The 20360-nt window shown below is 72.6% G+C and carries 2 protein-coding genes (1 of these 2 running past the window's edge); both read right to left on the bottom strand.

Annotation, left to right across the window (positions count from 1 at the left end; all coding sequences use genetic code 11):
- Nucleotides 1-134: 134 nt before the first annotated feature.
- Entirely contained in the window at nt 135-19685 is a 19551-nt protein-coding gene (locus YU1_RS33240) for a non-ribosomal peptide synthetase (protein WP_029002383.1), read from the bottom strand.
- Nucleotides 19682-20360: the 3' portion of a flavin-containing monooxygenase gene (locus tag YU1_RS27185; RefSeq protein WP_035713094.1), read on the bottom strand. 647 nt of this gene lie beyond the right edge of the window; 679 of the gene's 1326 nt are visible here — the last part of the coding sequence; its start codon lies beyond the right edge, outside the window — the gene reads right to left on this strand; the stop codon is at nt 19682-19684. Before YU1_RS27185 ends, YU1_RS33240 begins: the two co-directional genes overlap by 4 nt.

The following is a 20360-nucleotide window of genomic DNA, read 5'->3' as shown; positions in this document are numbered from 1 at the left end:
CGACGGCCTCGGGCGCACGTGGCAGGCGGCGGGCATCACATGGCGCAACCACTTGGCGGTCCTTGAAAAACAGGTTCCGGTTCCATGCCCGTTGGCACGGGATCAATCCCTTGGAGGCTGGGGCGGATGCACATCTAAATTCGCCCTGTCCGGGACGCGGGCCGCCGCGCCAATTCCCGGGACAGGCATCCGGCGAGATCGGCCACCAGCGGCGCGGCCATGCAGGAATAATGATCGCCGGCAATGGACACCGGCGACAGGTCCGGCAACAGGGCGTCCCAGCCGCGCGCCGGGTCGGCATGGCCGCCGGCCGCCGCGTAGAGCAGCGCAGGCCCGGCGAACGGCGCGGGCCGATAGGAGCGGGCGGCCCGTGCATGGGTGCGGAAGATGCGATAGAGCCCTTCCAGTTGTTCCGGCGTCGTGTCGCCGATGGCGCCCGCCACGTCCGGCCGGAGCGCGAGGTCGGCCACGTTGCGCAGGCCGGTGTCCGCCACCGCGACGCCGAGGCCGTCGCGGGCGAAGGCGCGCAGCAGCGCCGCCTCGGCCATCTCGCCCTCGCTTTCCCCCTCCCCTGCGCCTTCCAGCGCCCTGAGCAGGTCCGGGGCATAGCTGTCGATCAGCACCAGCAGGCCGCCATCTTCGCCGGCCGCGCGGCACTGGCGCGCCATTTCATAGGCGATCACGCCGCCCAGCGACCAGCCGGCGATGTCGCAGCCGCCAGCGGCGTTCATCCGTCGGAGCGTCGCCAGATGATGGGCCGCGAGGGACGGCACGTCCCAAGCCCGCTCAGGCTGCGCCGGATCGAGCAGCGGCGTGTCGAGGCCGTAGACGGGACGCCCGGTTTCCAGAAGCCGCACCAGAGGCACATAGCAGGCGGTCGTTCCCCCTGCCGCATGGACCAGGACCAGCGGCTCGCCCTGCCCTGCCTTCAACAGCCGCACGCCCGGCAAGGCGGGCGCAGCTGGGGCGCCTGAAGGGCGCAGCCGGAGAGCGAGCCGGGCCGGGGTCGGGGCGTCCACCAGATCCGCCATCGCCAGCCGCAGGCCGAAACGCCGCTCCAGCGCGCCCAGCAGCCGCACCGCGAGCAAGGAATGGCCTCCAAGAGCGAAGAAGTCGCTCTCCGGCCGGATGGCGGTTTCCGCCTCGGGGCCGAAGGCATGCCGCCAGATGTCCAGCATCTCGCCGATGCGGTCATCTTCGGAACGCGCGTCGCCGACACGTTCTTCGCCCGATGCCTGCCGCCGCTCCGTGTCGGAACCGGACGCGTCGCCGGGCGGACGGGCGCGGAGCGCCGTGCGATCGACCTTGCCCGCCGGCGTGACCGGCAGCGCCTCGACCCGCACGATCCGCCGCGGCAGCATGCCGGACGGCAGGTGGCGGGCGAGCCGGGCCAGCAGCGCGGCTTCCTCGAAACCCGCGCCGGGCATGGCGACGAAGGCGGTGAGCGCCATGTCGCCCAATGCATCCGGCTGCGCGACCACGGCGGCCGCGCGGCAGCCGCAGGTCCGCAGGGCCGCCTCTACTTCGCCGAGCTCGACGCGGTGGCCGCGGATCTTCACCTGGTCGTCCACGCGGCCGAGGAAGGCCAGTATGCCGGCGCCGCCGCGCAGGAACACCGCCCGGTCGCCGGTGCGATAGAGCCGCTCCGGCGCGTCCGCCGGCGCGAACGGGTCCGCCACGAAGCGCTCGCGCGTCAAGTCGGGGCGCTGGTGATAGCCGAGCGCAAGGCGCTCCGGCCCGCCGAGATACAGTTCGCCCGGCACCCCCTCGGGCACCGGATTGCCGTCGGTGTCCATCAGCCGGACGGTGACGCCGGGAAGCGGCGTGCCGATGGGGACCGGCCCCTCGCCGTCGCCGGGCCGCACATCGTGGGCGGTCGCCGTGATGGTGGCTTCGGTGGGACCGTAGGCATTGACGAGACGCACCTGCGCCAGCGGTCCCGACCGCCATTGCCGGACCAGTTCCGGCGGCAGGCGTTCGCCGCCGCAGATCAGCAGCCGGAGCGCGACGCCCGGACCCGGCTGCTCCAGCGTGCGCAGCAGCTCGGCCAGATAGAGCGGCGGCAGGTCGGCCACGGTGACGGCCTGCTCCGCCAGCACGTCCCGGCATTCAGCCGGGGACCAGATGTCGGGTCCGCGCATGACGAGGCGGGCGCCGCACGCCAGGGCCGGCAAAATCTGCTCCAGCGCCGTATCGACGCCGAGGGCCGCGAACTGCAGCACGTGGTCGCGGGCCTCGATGCCGAGACGCGCGGTGGCGGCCAGGCAATGGGTGGCGATCGCGCCGTGCGACACGACAACACCCTTGGGGGTGCCCGTCGAGCCCGAGGTGTAGATCATGTAGGCGGCATCCTGCGGCGCCGGCCGACGGCCCCGTGCCTCCGCTGAATAGGTCCGCAAGGCCGAGCGGAGCCGGTCAAGCTGCACCACGAGCGTGCCGCGCGGGACCAGGGCGTCCGCCCGTCGCGCGTGCGCCGCATCGGTGACGATGGCGGAGGCGCCTGCATCGGCCACGATGGCGGCCAGCCGCGCGTCCGGATGCTCCGCGTCGAGCGGCACCCAGACGGCACCTACGCTCCACACCGCGAGGAGAGTGACAAGGCTGCGCGGCTCGCGCTCCAGCAGCACGGCCACCTTCGCGCCGGGCCGCAGGCCACGGCTGTGCAGATAGGCCGCGAGACGGTTCGACCGCCGGATGAGCTTGCGGTAGCTGAGGCTCCGGTCGCCGCACACCACCGCGATGGCGTCGGGGGTGCGGGCCGCCTGCGCGCGGATCCAGTCCAGCACGCCGCCCGGACGCTCCGCCAGGGCCGGACCGTGGCCCCAGGTCTCCAGCAGGCGCACGCGCTCCTCCGGTGCCAGCATCTCCTGCCGGCTGACGGGGGCATCCGGCTGGGCGCATACCGAGGCCAGCAGGTTGCAGAAGTGGTCCGTCATGGCCGAGATGCGGGGCATCTCGAACCGGCCGGCATCGAAGGTCACCACCAGTTTCACCTGGCTGCCGTCCTCATGCACCTCGAAGCCGAGGGCGCCGTCGCCCTCCTGGCGGATGGCGGCCAGATAGCTGACCTCCACGCCGCTCTTGAGCGCGAGGGGCTCCATCAGCCGGTCGTCGAGGAAGTTCTGGTAGGCGAAGGTCACGGCGAACAGCGGCGGATCGCCGGCGGTGCGGCCGATCTGGCGCAGCAGGCGGGCGAAGGGATAGTCGGCGTGGTCCAGCCCGTCGGTGATCCCGGCCTGCGCGGCGCGCACCACCTCGCCCGCCGGCATGCCGCCGTCGATGCCGAGGCGCAGGCCCATCATGTTGGCGAAATAGCCCACCGCGCCCTCGAAACGCCGGGCGGGGCGCCGCATGGTCGGCATGCCCACCACCATGTCGTCCTGCCCGGTGTAGCGGCGCAGCAGCATGGCGAGCACGCCCAGGAACAGCGCGGACGGATTGACGCCGAGCGTCGTTGCGGCGGTGCGCGCGGCGCGGATCAGGTCCGGCGGCAGCGTCCGCTCCAGGCTTCGCCCGGCGACGCCCTGCCCGCGCGCCGCGGGCCGGTCGGCGGGCAGTTCCATCACCGGCAGGTCGCCGCCGAGGCGGGCCTGCCAATAGGCGAGCTGGGCTTCGCCGCGCGGCGAAGCGACGTGGCCCTGTTCCCAGGCGACGAAGGCGCTGAAGTCGGTTTGCGGCGGGGGCGGAGGCGGGACGGTGCCGTTGGCGAAATAATCGTAGGCATCCCAGAACACCCGCGCCACCACAGCGGCCGAGACGCCGTCGAAGACGATATGATGCACCACCAGCAGGACGATGCCGGTGGTCGTGTCGCCGGCGCGGTGCAGGAACTCCATCCGCATGGGCGCGGCGGAAAGGTCGAACGGCCGCGCCGCACGGGCGCGGGCGAATGCGGTTTCGTCTTCTCCATCCGGCACTTCGACGAAGGTGAGCGGCACGCGGCCGGTGCCGGGCATGCGCCAGGGCTCGCCGTCCACCGCGCGGATCGCGTCCTCCAGGATGGGAAAGCGCGCGACCAGGGCGCGCCCCGCGCGATCGAGCGCCGCCACGTCCACGCCCGTCGCGCGGAAGGCCAGAGGCACATTGTAGCCGGACGATTCCGGATGGAGGCTCTGGAGCGCCCACAGGCCCTTCTGACCTTCGGCGAGAGGCAGGCGGTCGGCTCCCGGGATTGGTTCCGGCGAGATGGGAGCCGGCGCGTCCAGGGGCGTGCGTGTTTCCGGGTCGACGCGCGTCCCAAGGAAGGTGGCCAGCGCCGCGAGCGAGCCATGGGTTTCCATCTCGCGGAGCGACAGGTCGATCCCCAGCAGATCGGCGCAGGTGCGCTGCAGGCGCAGCGCGAACATGGAGGTGGCCCCGAGGTCGCGGAAGGATGCGTCGGCGGGAATGTCCTGCGGCGCAAGGCCGGTTTCCGCGGCGAGGATCGCGGCGATCAATGCCCGCGGCTCGGTCGGCAGCGGAGATGTGGAGGCCTCCGCCGTGGGCAGCGTGGCCGGCCGCAGCCAGTGGCGCTCGCGGGCGAAGGGATAGACCGGCAGGACCATGGGCGGTCCGGCCGGCGGCTCCTCCACCGTCCCGGCGGCGGGCGCGGGCGGCAAGGCGGGCCATGCCTCCAGCGCGGCCAGCAATTCGGCTCGGTTGGCGGCGAAGATGTCCGCGCGGGCTGGCATCCGTTCCCGCCCATCCCGCAGCGTGGCGGCCATGCGCGCGAGATCGAGACCCGGCCGCGCCCGGACGAAGTCCGCCATGCGCGCCAGAAGCACGCCCAGCCGCGCGTCGTCGCGGGCCGAGAACACGAAGCGCCGAAGCCTATCAGGCGCCTGCGGCGGGACGGGCGCGGGTGGCGCCTCCTCCAGGATGAGATGCACGTTGGAACCGCCTGCACCGAAGGAGCTCACGCTGGCCCGGCGCGGCCCTGCCGCCTGCCATGGCGTCGGACCGTCGAGGAAGACGAACGGGGTTCCATCCAGGTCGATGTCCGGGTTGGGGTGGCCCGGCCTGCGGGTCGGCGCCAATTCCCGGTGCTGGAGCTGGAGCAGGCATTTGGTGAGCTGTGCCAGCCCGGAGACGGCCTCGCCGTGGCCCATGTTGGCCTTCACCGAGCCCAGCGCGCAGAAGCCGGCGGCCGGCGTGAAGCTGCGCAGCGCGCGGGTCGCCGCCCGCACTTCGATGGCATCGCCCATGGCCGCGCCGTTGGCGGCGGCCTCCCAATAGCCGATGGAGACGGGATCGATGCCGGCGGCGCGGATGGTCTCGGTGATGAGCCGCGCCTGCGCCTCGGCGCTCGGGACGCCGTAGCCGGCGGAATGCCCGCCGTGGTTCGAGCCGCTGGCCTTGATGACGCCGATGATGGCGTCGCCGTCCCGCCGCGCGTCGGCGAGCGGCTTCAGCAGCACGGCGCCGACGCCTTCGGCGGGCAGGTATCCGTCGCCGTCCGCGAACGAGCGGCTCTCGGCGCTGCTGCCCACCAGCCCGGCCCGGCTGAGGCCGAGATATTTGAGCGGGTGGATGGACAGGTTGACGGCGGCGGCGATGGCGAGGCCGCACTCGCCGCGCAGGAGGCTCTGGCAGGCGAGATGGACCGCCTCCAGCCCCGAGGAGCACATGGTGTCGAGCGCGACGCTCGGCCCCTGGAGGTCGAAGAAGAAGGACAGCCGGTTGGCCAGCGAGGCATAGGAAGCGAGCGAGACCAGCGCCTTGTCGTCCGGGTCGGCGTCGAAGGCGTGATACTGCTGGTACATGGCGCCCACGAACACCCCGACGCGCGCGTCGTAGCGCTGCTGCAACGCCGCCCGCGTGTGCCCGGCCCGTTCCAGCAGGTGCCAGGTCGTCTCCAGCAGCAGGCGCTCCTGCGGGTCGAGGCGCGCCGCCTCGCGCGGCGAGATGCCGAAGAAGCCGGCATCGAAGCAGTCCACGTCCTCAAGGAAGCCGCCCCAGTTGCAGGCGGTGCGGCCGGGCCGGCCTTTCTCGGGCGCATAGAGGGCGGCATTGTCCCAGCGCCCGGGCGGAACCTCGGTGACGAGGTCCTGCCCGGCGCGCAGCGCCTCCCACAGCGCCTCGACGCTTTCGGCGCCGGGATAGCGGCCCGCGACGGCGATCACCGCGATCTCCCCCGGGTGTGCCTCCGCGGGCGACGTGCCGGACGGCGGCGCATCAGGCGCCGGCACCGGGTGAGCCGACGCCGGGAGGGCACTCGGCGGCGGGGATATTGCGGCGAGACGCGCGCCATGGCTGGCGATGAGCGCGGCCGCCAGCTTGTCCAGCGTCGGATATTCGAACAGCAGGGTGCGGGGCAGCGGGCCGAGTTCCTCCTGTTCCAGCGCCTCGATGACTTCCTGGGCCGAAACGGAATCGAGGCCGTAGCGGTCAAAACTCGCGGTGCGGTCCATGCCGCCTTCCGGCAGCTTCAGGATGCGGGTGAAGAGCGCGGCGAGATGGGCGGCGACGTCATCCGCGTTGGGCAAGCCAGTCGGGGGCGCAGCCACCGGGGGAGCGGCGGGCATCGGCCGCATTGCCGCTCTCAGCCGGGTATGGTCGCCGTCCAGCACCAGGATCTGATGGCCGGCGCCGGCCCGCGCGGCGGCGATCCCCGCCCGCAGGGCCGCCAGCCCGGCCTCGCGTTCCAGCGGTGCCACGCCGAAGCCGCGCGCCATGGCCGCCAGGGTCTCGGGCGCCAGGTGCATGCCGCCGTCGCGCCAGTACGGCCAGTCCAGTGAAAGGGTCAGGCCGCTGCGCGCGCCACGTGCCACCTGCGCGGCCCGGCGGGCGGCAAAGGCGTCCATGAAGGCATTGCCGGTGGCATAGTCGCACTGCCCGGCATTGCCCAAGGCGCCGGACACGGAGGCGAACAGCAGGAACAGGTCCAGCGTGCAATGCGCGCTCGCGGCATCGAGCGCCTCCAGTCCCGCGACCTTCGGCGCGAGCACCGCCCGGAATTCATCCTCCGTCTTGCGGACCAGGAGCTTGTCCCGCGTTACGCCGGCCGCATGGACGATGCCGTCGAGCCGCCCGTGCGCGGCGAGGATCTCTTGCACCAGGGCGTGGACGGCGCCCGCATCGGTCATGTCGAGGCGGCGATGGACGACCTGGGCCCCGGCGATGCCGATATCGTCCGGCCGCGGCGAGCGGCCGGTCACCCAGAGGGTCGCGCCCTGTGCGTGGTCGGCGATATCCCGGCAGAGGATACGGCCAAGGCCGCCGGTGCCGCCCGTGACGAGATAGACGCCGTTGTCCTTCCACGGCGAGGGCGCGCGCGGAGTACCGGCGATCTCCGTCCACCGCCGCACGCTCCGGCCAGCCGGCCCGAAGCGCACGTCGCCGTCCGTGCCCGTGCGCTCGCGCCGGAGCGAGGCGCCGATGTCGGCCGGGGCGCCGTCCACGGCGAGCATCTGGCAACGCAGGCCGGGCTGCTCCTGGCCGGCGGTGCGCAAGAGGCCGCCGAGGCCCTGCCACAGGCCAGCCTCTTCATCGGCCGGGATCACGAGCTGGAGGAGCAGGCCGACAGTACGCGCGCGCAGGACATCCTGCACGATGGCCAGCAAGCCCGCCGCCGCGTCCGCGAAGCGGGCCGCGTCCGTCGGGTCGGTGGCGAGAACCCGGCAGTCCGCATCCGGGCAGGCGCGGGCGATGGCCGCACTGTCGCTGGGCGTGAAGCCGCAGAGCAGCACCAGGACCCGCTCCGGGGCTCCGGCTGCCGGCGTCACGGGCGCCGCCTCCCAGGCGGGCGCGAACAGCAGCGGCAGGCGGGCGGTTTCGCGCACGCGATCCTGCACCGCGCGGGCGGGCATGGCGGGCGGCGGGTCGGAGAGAATGCCCGGCAGGTCCGGCACCCAGTAGCGCTCCCGCGCGAAGGGATAGGCCGGCAGGCTGATCTTGCGCGGCGCGGGGCCACCACGCAGGCGCGGCCAGTCGATCTTCGCTCCTTGCGTCCATAGGCGGGCCAGCCCGTCGAGATCATGCGCCGCCATGCACCGCTCGACCACGTCCGGGCCCGGCGCGGGGCCGCGCGTCCCCCGGCGGAGACCAGGACCGTCCGGGGCATGGGCGAGCGCGCGGTCGAGCGCAGCGGCGAGATCGGCCCTGTCCTGTGCAACGATGGCAAGGCGCACCTCGAAGGCTTCGCGACCTTCCTGGAGCACGCCGGCCGCTGCCGGCAGGTCGGTGTCGTCCAGCGAGTCGAGGGCTGCGCGGAAACGCTGGAGGACGCGCTCCAGCGCGGCGCCGTCGCGTGCCGAAAAGGGGAAGATGGCGGGACCATCGAGCGGTCGCGCCTGCGTCAGGGCCGGATATTCCTCCATCACCACATGGGCGTTCGATCCGCCCGCCCCGAAGGAGGACAGGCCGGCCATGCGGGGACGCTCCGCCAGCCAGGATGCCAGGGTGCGCTGCACCACGAAAGGGGAAGCCGCGAAGTCGATGGCGGGATTGAGCGTTTCGGCATGCAGCGAGGGGACGAGGCGCCCGTGCTTCATCTGCAACAGCACCTTGGTCAGGCCCGCCATGCCCGCCGCGCTCTCGCAATGCCCGATGTTGGACTTGACCGAGCCGATGGCGCAGAAGCCGCGCCGCTCCGTCGCCGCCCGGAAGGCGGTGGTGAGCGCGGAAATCTCGATGGGATCGCCCAGCGCCGTGCCGGTGCCATGCGCCTCCACATAGGAGATGTCGTCCGGCGAGACGCCGGCCTGCGTCAGGGCGCGCGAGATCACGGCGGCCTGGGCGTGGGGATTGGGCACGGTGTAGCCGTGGGTCTTGCCGCCATGGTTCAGCGCTGTGCCGCGCACGATCCCGTAGATCTGGTCGCCGTCCGCCAGCGCGTCCGAAAGCGGCTTCAGCAGCACCGCGCCGACGCCCTCCCCCGGCACGTAGCCGTCGCCGCCGCGCCCGAAACTCTCGCACCGGCCGCTGGAGGAGAGGAAGCGGCCCTGGGCCAAAGCGAGATATTTGTTCGGATGGACGGACAGGTTGACGCCGCCGGCCAGCGCCGCCGAGCAATGGCCGGCGCGGATGCTGTCGCAGGCCAGTTGGAGAGCGGTGAGCGAGGACGAGCACATGCTGTCCACCGCCATGCTCGGCCCGTGGAAATCGCAGAAGTAGGAGACGCGGTTGGCGATCGAGGCCGGGACCCCGGACAGAGCCACGGGATGGCCGGCCTGCGTGCGCTCGGCGCCGTAGAGTTGGTATTCCTCGTACATCACCCCCACGAACACGCCGACGTTCGCGCCCCCTTCGCCGCTGGCGAGGCTCGCGGGAGTGTGGCCGGCGTCCTCCAGGGCTTCCCAGGCGCATTGCAGGAACAGCCGCTCCTGCGGATCGATGAACTCGGCCTCGCGCGGCGAGATGTTGAAGAACAGCGGATCGAACTGGTCCACGCCGTCGAGGAAGCCACCCCAGCGGCTGTTGACCCTGCCCGGCGCTCCCCGCGCGGGGTCATAAAGGCGCGCCGCGTCCCAGCGCTCCGGGGGCACCTCGGTGATGCAATCGCGCCCGGCGGCCAGATTGTCCCAGAACTCCGCCAGCGTGCGCGCGCCCGGATAGCGCCCGGCGAGCCCGACGATGGCGATGGGCTCCCCTGCCCCTCGCGGGTTCGGGGCCATCTCGCGCCGCGCGGCGGCAGCGGCGGGCATCGCGGCTGCGCGCTGCGTCGGACCGCCCGACGTCGGCTGCGGCTGCGCGGGCGTGCGTCCCAGCAGGTTCGCCATGGCGGGTCCGTGGGCCGCGAGCAGGTGCGTGGCCAGGGCCTGGAGCGTGCGGTGCTCGAAGAACAAGGTCTTGGAGAGCGGCCCGAGGTCCGCCTCCAGCCGGTCGGTGAGGCGGGTGATGAGGATCGAGTCGATGCCATAGGCTTCGAGCGGGGCATCCGCCTCGACGCTCGCCAGCGGAACGCGCGCCTCCTCCGCCACGAGGCCGGCCAGATGGCGCACGGCGGCTTCGGCCTGGTTCTCGGTCTGGACGCGGCTGGACGTCCCCGGCCCGCCCTGCGGCGGCAGGGCGCGCACGCTGAAGCCCCTCAGGCGCACCAGGATGCGCCCGGCGATGTCGGCCATGTCCATGTCGATCCGGCGCACGGCGCCTTCGCCCGGCCGCAGGCGGGCGTGCACCCACATCTCCTCGACGGTGGCGCCGAGGATGTCGATCCGGTCCAGGGCGAAGGGCACGGCGGCGACCGCCTCCCCGCCGGTCTGGAACAGGGCGAGGCAGCTCTGGAAGGCGCCGTCCAGCAGGCTGGGATGGAGCGTGAAGGGATCGCGTCCGGCCGCGTCCGGTAGGCGCAGCAGGCCGAGCGCCTCGCCCTCCCCCGCCCGCAGCTCATGGACCGCCCGGAACGCCGGGCCGTAGTCGAGGCCGAGCCCCGCGAAGGTCGCATAAAGCTCTGCCGGCGAGATGGCGCGCGGGCAGCGCGCCGCGAGCACGGCGGGGTCCAAATCCGTCGGCCCCTCGCCCAGCGCTTCGATCCGTCCCTGGGCGTGCAGGACCGTCCCGCCGGCGTCGGCGGTGGTCAGGCGGAAGGTGCCGGGCGCCTGCGCCGCATCCAGATCGATCTGCGCGAAGGTCGTCTGCGCGACGCGCACGGGCAGGAGCCAGACCACCTGCGTCAGCGCCAGCGCTGCGCTGTCAGCCCCTCGCGTCCGGGCGGCGGCCGCGCGCGCCAGTTCCAGCGTCATGGCGCCGGGCAGAACAGGCGTGCCCATCACCCGGTGATCGCGCAGATAGAAGGCTTCCGGCGACAGGCGGATCGGTCCATCCCCGGAGCCGACAGTCACCTCGGCAGAAGCGATAGGCTTCGGCATGGCGTCGGCGCGATATGTCTCGCGGCTGAAGGGATAGGTGGGCAGATGCAGGCGCCGGCGGCCGGGGCCGCTGACCGCGCGCCAGTCGACGGCGCCGCCCTCCACCCAATGTCGCGCCAGGGCATCCAGCGACGTCTCGGCTGACAGTTCCGGCCCTGGCGTCCGCAGGTCCGCCTTGCCGAGGATGACACCCGCCGTCTCCCCCGCAGCGAAGGCCGCGAGGCGGTTGCCCAGATCACTCAGGTCGTCCGCCACCAGCGCCAGCCGATGTGCGAGCGGCGCCCGGCCTTCCTGGAGGGTGAAGGCGAGGTCGGCAAGATCGGCCGCCTCCAGCCGCCCGGTTGCGATGAAGCGGGCAAGCTGGCCCGCCTGTTCGCGCAGTTGCGCCGGCTCGCGGGCCGAGAGCGGGATCAATACCGGCCCCCGCGAGAATGCGGGCCTCGGCCGGCGATCGCGGTATTCCTCAAGGACGATGTGGGCGTTGACGCCGCCGAAGCCGAAGCTGCTGACGCCGGCCCGCAGCGGGAGCGCCGTGCCGTCGGGCGCCTGCGGCGCCACCCAGGGCTGCGCCTCCCGGACCACGAAGAACGGCGAGCCCGACAGATCGATATAGGGGTTCGGCGGCGTGGCGTTGAGGCTCGGCGCCAGGATGCGGTGGCGCATCTGGAGCAGCACCTTGATGACGCCCGCGACGCCGGCCGCCAGCTCCAGGTGGCCGATATTGGTCTTGACCGCGCCGAGCCCGCACCACGCCTTGCCGTTTTGCGGCCCTCCGCCGAGCGCCGCGAAAGCTGACTTCAGGGCGTTGACCTCCACCGGGTCGCCCAGCTCGGTGCCGGTGCCGTGGGCCTCGACATAGCCGACCGCCCGCACGTCCACGCCGGCCTGCCTGTAGGCCTGTCGCAGCAGGTCGGCCTGGGCGACGGTGTTGGGCGCCGTCAGGGAATTGGCGCGCCCGCCGTGGTTGAGCGCGGACCCGCGCACCAGAGCGTAGATGGCATCGCCGTCCCGCTCGGCGGCGGACAGGCGCTTCAGCACCACCATGCCGACGCCCTCGCCGCGCACATAGCCGTTCGCCTGGGCGGAGAAGGTGTGGCAGCGCCCGTCCGGGGACAGCATGCCCGCTTTGGCGAAATTGATGTGCGCCTCCGGCGTGAGCATGGTGTTCACGCCGCCGGCCACCGCCATCTCGCAATCGCCTGCCGCCATGGCCTGCATGGCGCGGTGGATGGCCACCAGAGCGCTGGAGCAGGCGGTTTCCACCGGCTCGCTCGGGCCGTGCCAGTCGAGGAAGAAGCTGACGCGGTTGGGGCCGACGGACGCGGCCGCGCCGGTGGCCAGATAGCCGTCCGCGCCGGTCTCGGCGCCGATCAGGTCGCGATAGCCGCTCGACGAGGTGCCGACGAACAGGCCGACCGCCCGGCCGGCGAGGCTGCGGGGCGAATGGCCCGCGTCCTCGATGGCGCTCCAGGCGTGCATCAGGATGAGCCGCTGCTGCGGGTCCATCATCCGTGCCTCACGCGGGGAAATGCCGAAGAACAAAGGATCGAAGTCGTAGACGCCTTCGATGAATCCGCCCCAGCGAATGTTGGTCCTGTTGCTCTCGGTCTTGGGATCGCCGTCGAAGGCGCGCCAGTCCCAGCGATCGGGCGGGATTTCGCCGATGGCATCGCGGCCCGCGACCAGATTGTCCCAGAAGGCGTCGGCATCGGCCGCGCCCGGGAAGCGGCAGCTCATGCCGACGATGGCGACGGGATCATCTGCCTCCGGCGGGGAGGCCGCCGCCGGCAGTGCCGCCGCGACGGCGGGCGGCGGGAGAACATCCGCCGCGGACGGCGCCGGCTCCAGGCGCTCCATGGCGCCGGCCACATGGCGCGCAAGGCGGCCGAGGGAAGCGAACTCGAAGAAGTCCGCCGGCGTCAGCGACAGGCCGAGGTCCGTATTCACCTTGGCGGCGAAGCTGGTCATGATGACGGAATCGAAGCCAAACTCGCCGAACTCGCTCACCGGGTCGAGGACCGAGGTGTCTGTCTCCAGCACGGCCGCGGCGATCCGCGTCAGATGGGCGAGCGCTTCGGCGACGAAATCCCGCTCGGCCGTAACGGTTTCCTGATGCACCGGAACTTCGGTGATGGCGGGCACCGGGGGCGCCGCCGGCATTTCCGGCGGGCGGGGGGCCGATCCGCCGGTGGGGCGCACCCAATATTCGGTGCGGGCGAAGGGATAGCCCGGCAGGCGGACGCGGCGGGGCGGCTGCGCGCCATAGAGGCTGCGCCAGTCGAAGGCGAAGCCGCGCACCCAGAGATCCAGCAGCAGGTCATGCCGGCCGCGTGCCGGCAGGCCGGCCAGGGCACGGCGCACCTCCGCGTCGCTGTCCAGCAGCGCCAGTGTTTCACGGCCCGCCTTGACGCGGCCGAACCGCAGCTGATCGTCCGTCCGGCCGGCGAGGAAGGCGGCGAGGCGCGCGCCGAGCTCCGCCCGATCGGCGCAGGGGAAGGCGAGCCGGTGCTCCATGGCATCCCGGCCGATCTGGAGCGTGAAGGCGATGTCCGCGACCGTCACCTCGGGCGGCAGGCCCGCGAGCGCGGCCTCCAGGTCACGCGCCACGTCGCGGAGCTGCTCCTCGCTGCGGGCCGACAGCAGGATCAGCGCCGGCCCCTCCGGCGCGGGCGACGCGGCGGGGACGGTGGCGGGGACATATTCCTCCAGCACCACATGGGCGTTGCTGCCGCCGAAGCCGAAGCTGCTCACCCCCGCCCGGCGCGGCAGTTCCTGGCCGGCGGCATCGCGCGGCCGCGCCCAGGGCGCCCCCTGCTGCACCGGGCGGAACGGGCCGCCGTCCAGCTTGAGATAAGGATTGGGCGTGTCGCAATGGAGCGAGCGCGCCAGCATGCCGTGCCGCATCTGGAGCAGCACCTTGATGAGGCCGGCGGCGCCCGCCGCCAGTTCCAGGTGCCCGATGTTGGACTTCACCGAGCCGATGCCGCAGCGCATGGCCGGAGCCGGGCCGAACGTCTGCTCCGCTTCCCGCGCCAGGTCGGCGAATGCGGCGGTGAGCGCCTCCAGCTCGATAGGGTCGCCCAGCGGCGTGCCGGTGCCGTGCGCTTCCACATAGGTCAGGCTGCGCGGGTCGAAGCCGGCGCGGCGGTAGGCGGTGCGCAGCAAGGCGGCCTGCGCCTTCGGATTGGGCGCGGTGAGCGAGGAGGCGCGCCCGCCGTGGTTCTCGGCGCTGGCGCGGATGACGGCCAGGATGCGGTCGCCGTCCCGTTCGGCCGCCGCCAGCGGCTTCAGCAGCACGAGGCCGATGCCTTCGCCGCGCCCGTAGCCGTTGGCCTCCGCCGAGAAGGTCTTGCAGCGCCCGTCCGGCGCCAGCATCCCGGCCTTGGTGAAGCCGATGAAGCTGTCCGGCATGAGCAGGGTGTTCACCCCGCCGGCGATGGCCAGTTCGCAATCGCCGGAGCGCAGCGCCTCGGCGGCGCGGTGGACGGCCACCAGCGCGCTAGAGCAGGCGGTTTCCACCGCGACGCTCGGGCCGGTGAAGTTGAACTGGAAGCTGATCCGGTTCGGCCCCACGGAAGGGGCGAGCCCGGTCATGGCATAGCCTTCCACCGCCGCGCCCGACTGGGCGGCGAGGCGGCCATAGCCGGTGTCGGCGATGCCGACGAACACGCCCATGGGCATGCCGGCGAGCGTGCTGGGCGCATAGCCGGCGTCTTCCATCACCCGCCACGCCTGGGTGAGCAGCAGGCGCTGCTGCGGGTCCATCATGCGGGCTTCGGTGGCCGACAGGCCGAAGAACGGGGCGTCAAAAGCGGCGATGCCGTCGATGAAGCCGCCGCGATGGACGGTGCCGGGGGCCTCTGCTTCGACCCGGCGCCAGTCCCACCGCTCCGGCGGCACGTCGCCGATGCAATCGCGCTCGGCCAGGAGATTGGCCCACAGCGCCTCTGGATCGCCAGCGCCGGGAAAGATGCCGCTCATGCCGATGATGGCGATGGGCATGGCGGCGTCTGGCGTTGCCGCGCGCGGCACGAGCGGTGCGGCGGACGCGACCGGCGCGGGTTGCGGTCGCGCGGGCGCCGCCGCCGCCGGGGTCGCCACCACCCCGAGGCGCTCGGCGAAGCGGGCGGCATGGGCGGTGCTGAAATGGCCGGCGAGGTCGCCCAGCGTCGGATATTCGAAGAAGACGGTGGGGGTAAGGGCGAGGTCGAAGCGCTCGTTGAGCGCGTTGGCGAACTGGGTGAAGGAGATGGAATCGAAGCCGTATTCGCTCAGTTCCATATCCGCTGCGAGGTCTTCCGGCGCCACCTTGAGCTGGGTGGAGACGAGGCCGATCAGGGCGGCGAGCGTCCGGTGCCGCAGCAGGTCGCCATCGATGGCCACGGCAGGCGTGGGTTCCGCGACAACGGGCACCGCCTCGGGCGGGGCGAGGAAGGCCTCGATCCTCGCCCTGTCGCCGGCCGCCACCAGCACTTGCGGCGCATCGCTCGCGAGCGCGCGGTAGAGGGCCGCGAACGCCGCCTCGGTTTCAAGGGGAGCAAGCCCGGTGGTGCGGGCCATGAGCCTGCGGCTGGCCTCGTCCATGACCATGCCGCCATCGCGCCAGAGCGGCCAATCGACGGCGAGCGTGCGCCCATGGCAGGCGCCCGTCCGGCGCCGCGCCTCGCGTTCGGCGGCGAAGGCGTCGAGGCAGGCGTTGGCCAAAGCGTAGTCCGCCTGTCCGGCATTGCCCATCGCGCCGGAAAGCGAGGCGAACAGCACGAACAGGTCAAGGGGGGCATCGCCGAGCGCCCGGTCGAGATTGAGCGTGCCGGCCACCTTCGGCGCCAGCACGCGGGCGAGGTCGTCCGGCGTTTTGCGGGCGAGCGGGCCGTCCTGGAGCACGCCGGCCGCATGCAGCACGCCGTCCAGCCGGCCGAAGCGGGCGCGGATGTCCGCGAGGAGAGCCTCCACCGCCGGGCCGTCCACAAGGTCGAGGCTGCGGTAGATGACCTGCGCGCCGTTGCGTCCGGACAGGCCGGCAAGCTTCTCGGCGATGGCCGGCCCGTCCGCTGCGCGGCCCACGAGGATGAGGCGGGTGTCCGCGGCCCGCGCCATGATCTCGGCCGCCAGCCGCCCGCCGATGCCGCCGGTGCCGCCGGTGAGAAGGTAGACCCCGCCATCGCGCCAAGGCGCCGCCAGCGGCATACCTGCGACCGCCAGCGGTTCCCAGCGGCGGGCGAGCATCCCAGCCCCGTCCAGGCAAACATCCGCCTCGCCGGTGGTGGCAATCCGCGCGAGCCGCTGGGCCAGCGTTGCCGGCTCGCTCGTGTCGGCGCGGATCAACTGGGCGTGGAGGCCGGGATATTCCATCCGGGCCGAGCGCAGCAGGCCGGACAGGCCGGCCCACAAGGGCTCGGTCGCAGGCACCACCACTTGCAGCAGGGTGCCGCCCGCCCCGAGGGTCCGGGCCGCGTCCTGCGCCAGGCCCAGGACCGCCGTCCCCTGGGCCAGGACGGATGCGGCGGTGTCTGCCTCACCGGCGGAGGTGCGGATCTCCCAGTCAGGCAGCGCCGCGGACAAGCGCTCCGCCGTGCCGTCGGGAAAGCCGCACAGCAGCGCCACGCGGCGCCCGAACACGGCCGCTTGGGCAGTGCTGATGGGGGGGAGCCCAGACCAGCGGGGGGTGTAGAGCAGCGTCTCGGTATTGTCTCGCGTCGGGGCGCGCGTGGTGAAGCCGTGCATCCGCACGCGCACCTGTCCCACCATATCGGTCAGATCGAGGTCGAGGCGGCGCACCTTGCCGCCCGTATCTTCGGCCGCCGGGCGGATGCGCACCATCATCTGCGGCGCGCAGGCGCCCAGCACCTCCAGCCGGTCGAGGGCGAAGGGCAGCGCGGCGGCGCCGGCGCGCCCGTCCGCATCGAGCGCCATGCCGATCGCCGCCTGGAAGGCGCCGTCCATCAGGCTCGGGTGCAAAGCGAAGGCATCGGCCGTACCGGCCACCGGATCGGGCAAGGCCAGGTGCGCCAGCACCTCGCGGGCGCCGTTCTGCCCCTGCTCGCTGACCGCCAGCCAGGCGATGGCGCGGTGCGCCGGCCCATAGGCGAGCCCCATGGCGGTGAAGGCGGCATAGACCGCGTCCGCGTCGAAGCGCCGGTCGCAGCGGGCCTTCAGCGCGGCAATGTCCACCGTGTCCGGCGCATCCCTGTCCGGCGGGGTGACGCGAGCCTGGGCATGGAGCACCGCCGCGCCGTCCGCGTCGCGATGCGACAGTTCCACCCGCACCGGAAGCCCGGGATCGCGGATGACGGCGATCTCCACATGCGTCGTCGTTGGAACGTCGAGGCGCTTCAGCCAGACCATCTGCGCCAGATCGCCGGTCGCGCCCGCCATCTCGGCGGCGCGGCGCATCAGCTCCAGATACATCACGCCGGGCAGGACCGGACTTCCGTCGAAGGCATGGTCCCGCAGATAGAAGGCCGCCGCGTCGAGATCGACCGCGTAGCGCCCCGGCGCCAGGGCGCGCAGCACCGGAGCCGTCGACGCCTCGGCAGCGGCTTCCGGCTGCGGCAGCCAGAAGCGCTTGTGCTGGAAGGCGTAGGTGGGCAGCGGCAGGCGGCGGGGGCGCCGATTGACATAAAGCCGCGCCCAGTCAATGGACGCGCCGTCCAGCCACCGCGTGGCCAAAGCCGGGGCGTCCAGGTCTGCGGCGACAGGGTCCACCACCGGGCCGCGAACCGCCTTGCGGTCGAGTGTCCGGAAAGCGGTCCGGTCGTCGGCCAGCGTTGCGCGCAACTGGGCCAGCAGGTCCGCCCGGTCCCGCGCCACGAAGGCGGCGCGCACGCGCATGGCGTCACGCCCGGTCTGGAGGGTGAAGGCGATGTCCTCCATCGCCGCGTCGCCGGCGGAGGCCTCAAGATGGGCCGCCAGCCGCGCGATCCCCTGCCGCAGCGCCTCGGGCGTCCTGGCCGACAGCGGCACCACGAACGGGCCGGCAAGCGCGGGCCGGACCGAGGCCGGCGCGCGATATTCCTCGATCACCACATGGGCGTTGGCGCCGCCGGCGCCGAACGAGCTGACGCCGGCCCGCCGCGGCGCCTCCCGGCCCTCGACCACCGGGCGGGTCCAGGGCCGCGCCTCGGAGAGCAGGTAGAAAGGCGTGCCGGACAGGTCGATCAGCGGATTGGGCCGCTCGCAGTGGAGCGTGCGGTAGAGCGTGCCCGCGCGCAGCGACAGCAGCACCTTGATGACCCCGGCAATGCCCGCCGCCGTCTCCGCATGGCCGATGTTCGACTTCACGGAGCCGAGCCCGCAATGCGGGCTGGCGGGGATTGGCAGGCCGTGGTCGGCATAGAGCTCGGCGAAGGCGGCCTTCAGGCCCTCCACCTCGACCGGATCGCCCAGAGGCGTGCCGGTGCCGTGGCATTCGATCAATGTGACGGTGCGCGGATCGATGCCCGCCCGACGGTGGGTCTCCGCCACCAGCCGGGCCTGCGCCCTCGGGTTGGGCGCGGTGAGCGAGGTCGCCCCGCCGCCGTGGTTTTCCGCCGAGGCCCGGATCACGCCGAGGATGGTGTCGCCGTCCCGCTCGGCGGCATCTAGCCGCTTCAGCAGCACCGCACCCACCCCGTCGGCGCGGCCATAGCCGTCGGCATCGCGGGAGAAGGTCTTGCAGCGCCCGTCGCGGCTCAGCATGCCGACGCGCGAGAACAGGATGTGCTGCGTCGGGGTCAGCATCAGGTTCGCGCCGCCGGCGATGGCCATCTCGCAGCCTTCGTGGCGGATGCTCATGACCGCGCGGTGCAGCGCGACGAGGGAACTGGAGCAGGCGGTGTCGATGACCTGGCTCGGGCCGTGGATGTCCAGCAGGAAGGACAGGCGGTTGGGGCAGAAGACGTGGCCGAGGCCGGTGAGCTGGACAGGGTCCACCTGCCCTGCCCGGTTGGCGAGGTCCGCATAGTCCTGGAGGTTGATGCCGAGAAACAGCCCGACGTTCCGGCCCGCCAGGGCGCCGGGTGCGTAGCCTGCGCTCTCGATGAGCTGCCAGACGCATTCCATGAACAGACGGTGCTGCGGGTCCATCAGCTCCGCCTCTTTCGGCGAGATGCCGAAAAAGGCTGCGTCGAAGGCGTCGTGCCCCGGCGCGAAGCCGCCGAAATGCACGTCGGTGCGCGGGCCTGCCTTCGGGTTGCCGTCCACGGCACGCCAGTCCCAGCGCTCCGGCGGCACGCGCGTGATGCAGTCGTCGCCGGCGCGCAGGTGGGCTTCGAACGCCGCAATGTCTGGGCTCTGCGGGAACACGCCGTCCATGGCGATGATCGCCACCGGAGCCTCCGGCCTCGGGGGCGACTGCGTGGCAGCGGGCGGTGCGGCGGGCGCCGGGACGACCGGGTCGATCGTCCGGGCACCGCCGGGCGCGCGGGCCGAGCGGTGGCGGGCCAGCCAGGAGGCCACGTCCGGCTCCGCGCGGTGCGCGGTCGCAGGTGTGGGCGCGGGTGCGCCAGTGGGCTCGGGTGCCGCCTTGCGCGCGTAGTGCGCGGCCACCTGGGCGCCGTAGCGGCTGCGCAGGATGGCCACCAGGTCGTCCAGCCGGCGGGCCTCGAAGAAGGTGGTCGGGGCGATGGAGACGCCGAGGAAGCGCGAGATGCGCGTCATCACCTCGGTGATGGCGATGGAATCGACGCCGTAATTGGACAGGTTCTCGCGCGGGTCGATCTGATCCGCCGGCAGGCGCAGCGCGGCGGCGGTGAGCGCCAGGACATCCGCGTCGAGGCCGTCGCCGGCGGGAGACTGAGGCACGGCCGCCGGCGGTTCCGGCGCCGGCCGCGCCGGCAGCCGCGCGCGGGCACGCGCCACAAGCTCGTCCTCCAGCACCTGCCGCATGGCGGCGCGCAGCGGATCATCGGGCAAGGTCATTGGGCCGCCACCATGCCCGGCCCCTCGCCCGAGGCGAGCAGGTCGCGATACTTGCGCATCTGGCCCAGCAGCTTCCAGAGGTCGGCTTCGAAGAGATGGCGGCGGGAGGCGATGAAATAGTCCTGCCCCAGGTCCGGCGCATCCACCGTCTTGGCAGCGAGGAAGGCGGCGAGCCCGCGCGTGCGGCCGAAGAAGGCTCGTGCATAGTCGCGCACGAACAGCCCCTGCGTCTTCAGCCCGTCGCCCAGCCCGCCGGCGGCGTTGATGAAGCCCATGAACAGCAGGTCGTCATGATTGCGCGGCACGGAATGCAGGAAGAGGTCGGGAATGCCGTCTTTCCATTCCAGCTCGCCGGGATCGAGGAAGGAGAAATCGCGCTGGTAGCCGGTGGCATAGACCACCGTGTCCACCTCCTCCAGAGAACCGTCCGCGAAGCGCACGGTGCGGCCTTCGAACGCCGCCACATCGCCCTTGGGCCGGATGTCGCCATGGCCGATGTGGTAGAGCACCAGCGAGTTCATCACGGGATGGGCGGCATCGAGCGCATAGTCCGGCCGGGGCAGCCCGTAGTCGGCGCCGTCATAGCCGGCAAGGCGGAACACCTCCTCCACATAGGCGAGGGTTTCCTCCTTGGTGGCGAACTTGCCGCCCAGCTCCATCATCCATTGCGGCGTC

The sequence above is a fragment of the Azorhizobium doebereinerae UFLA1-100 genome (genome assembly GCF_000473085.1).
Classification (GTDB): domain Bacteria; phylum Pseudomonadota; class Alphaproteobacteria; order Rhizobiales; family Xanthobacteraceae; genus Azorhizobium; species Azorhizobium doebereinerae.
Note: the sequence above shows the minus strand (reverse complement) of the source record. Positions and strands in the feature narration are given on the sequence as shown.

Bases quoted from the DNA above. Each gene is read 5' to 3' on its own strand.
- YU1_RS33240 (WP_029002383.1), bottom strand. From the start codon at position 19,685: ATGACCTTGCCCGATGATCCGCTGCGCGCCGCCATGCGGCAGGTGCTG.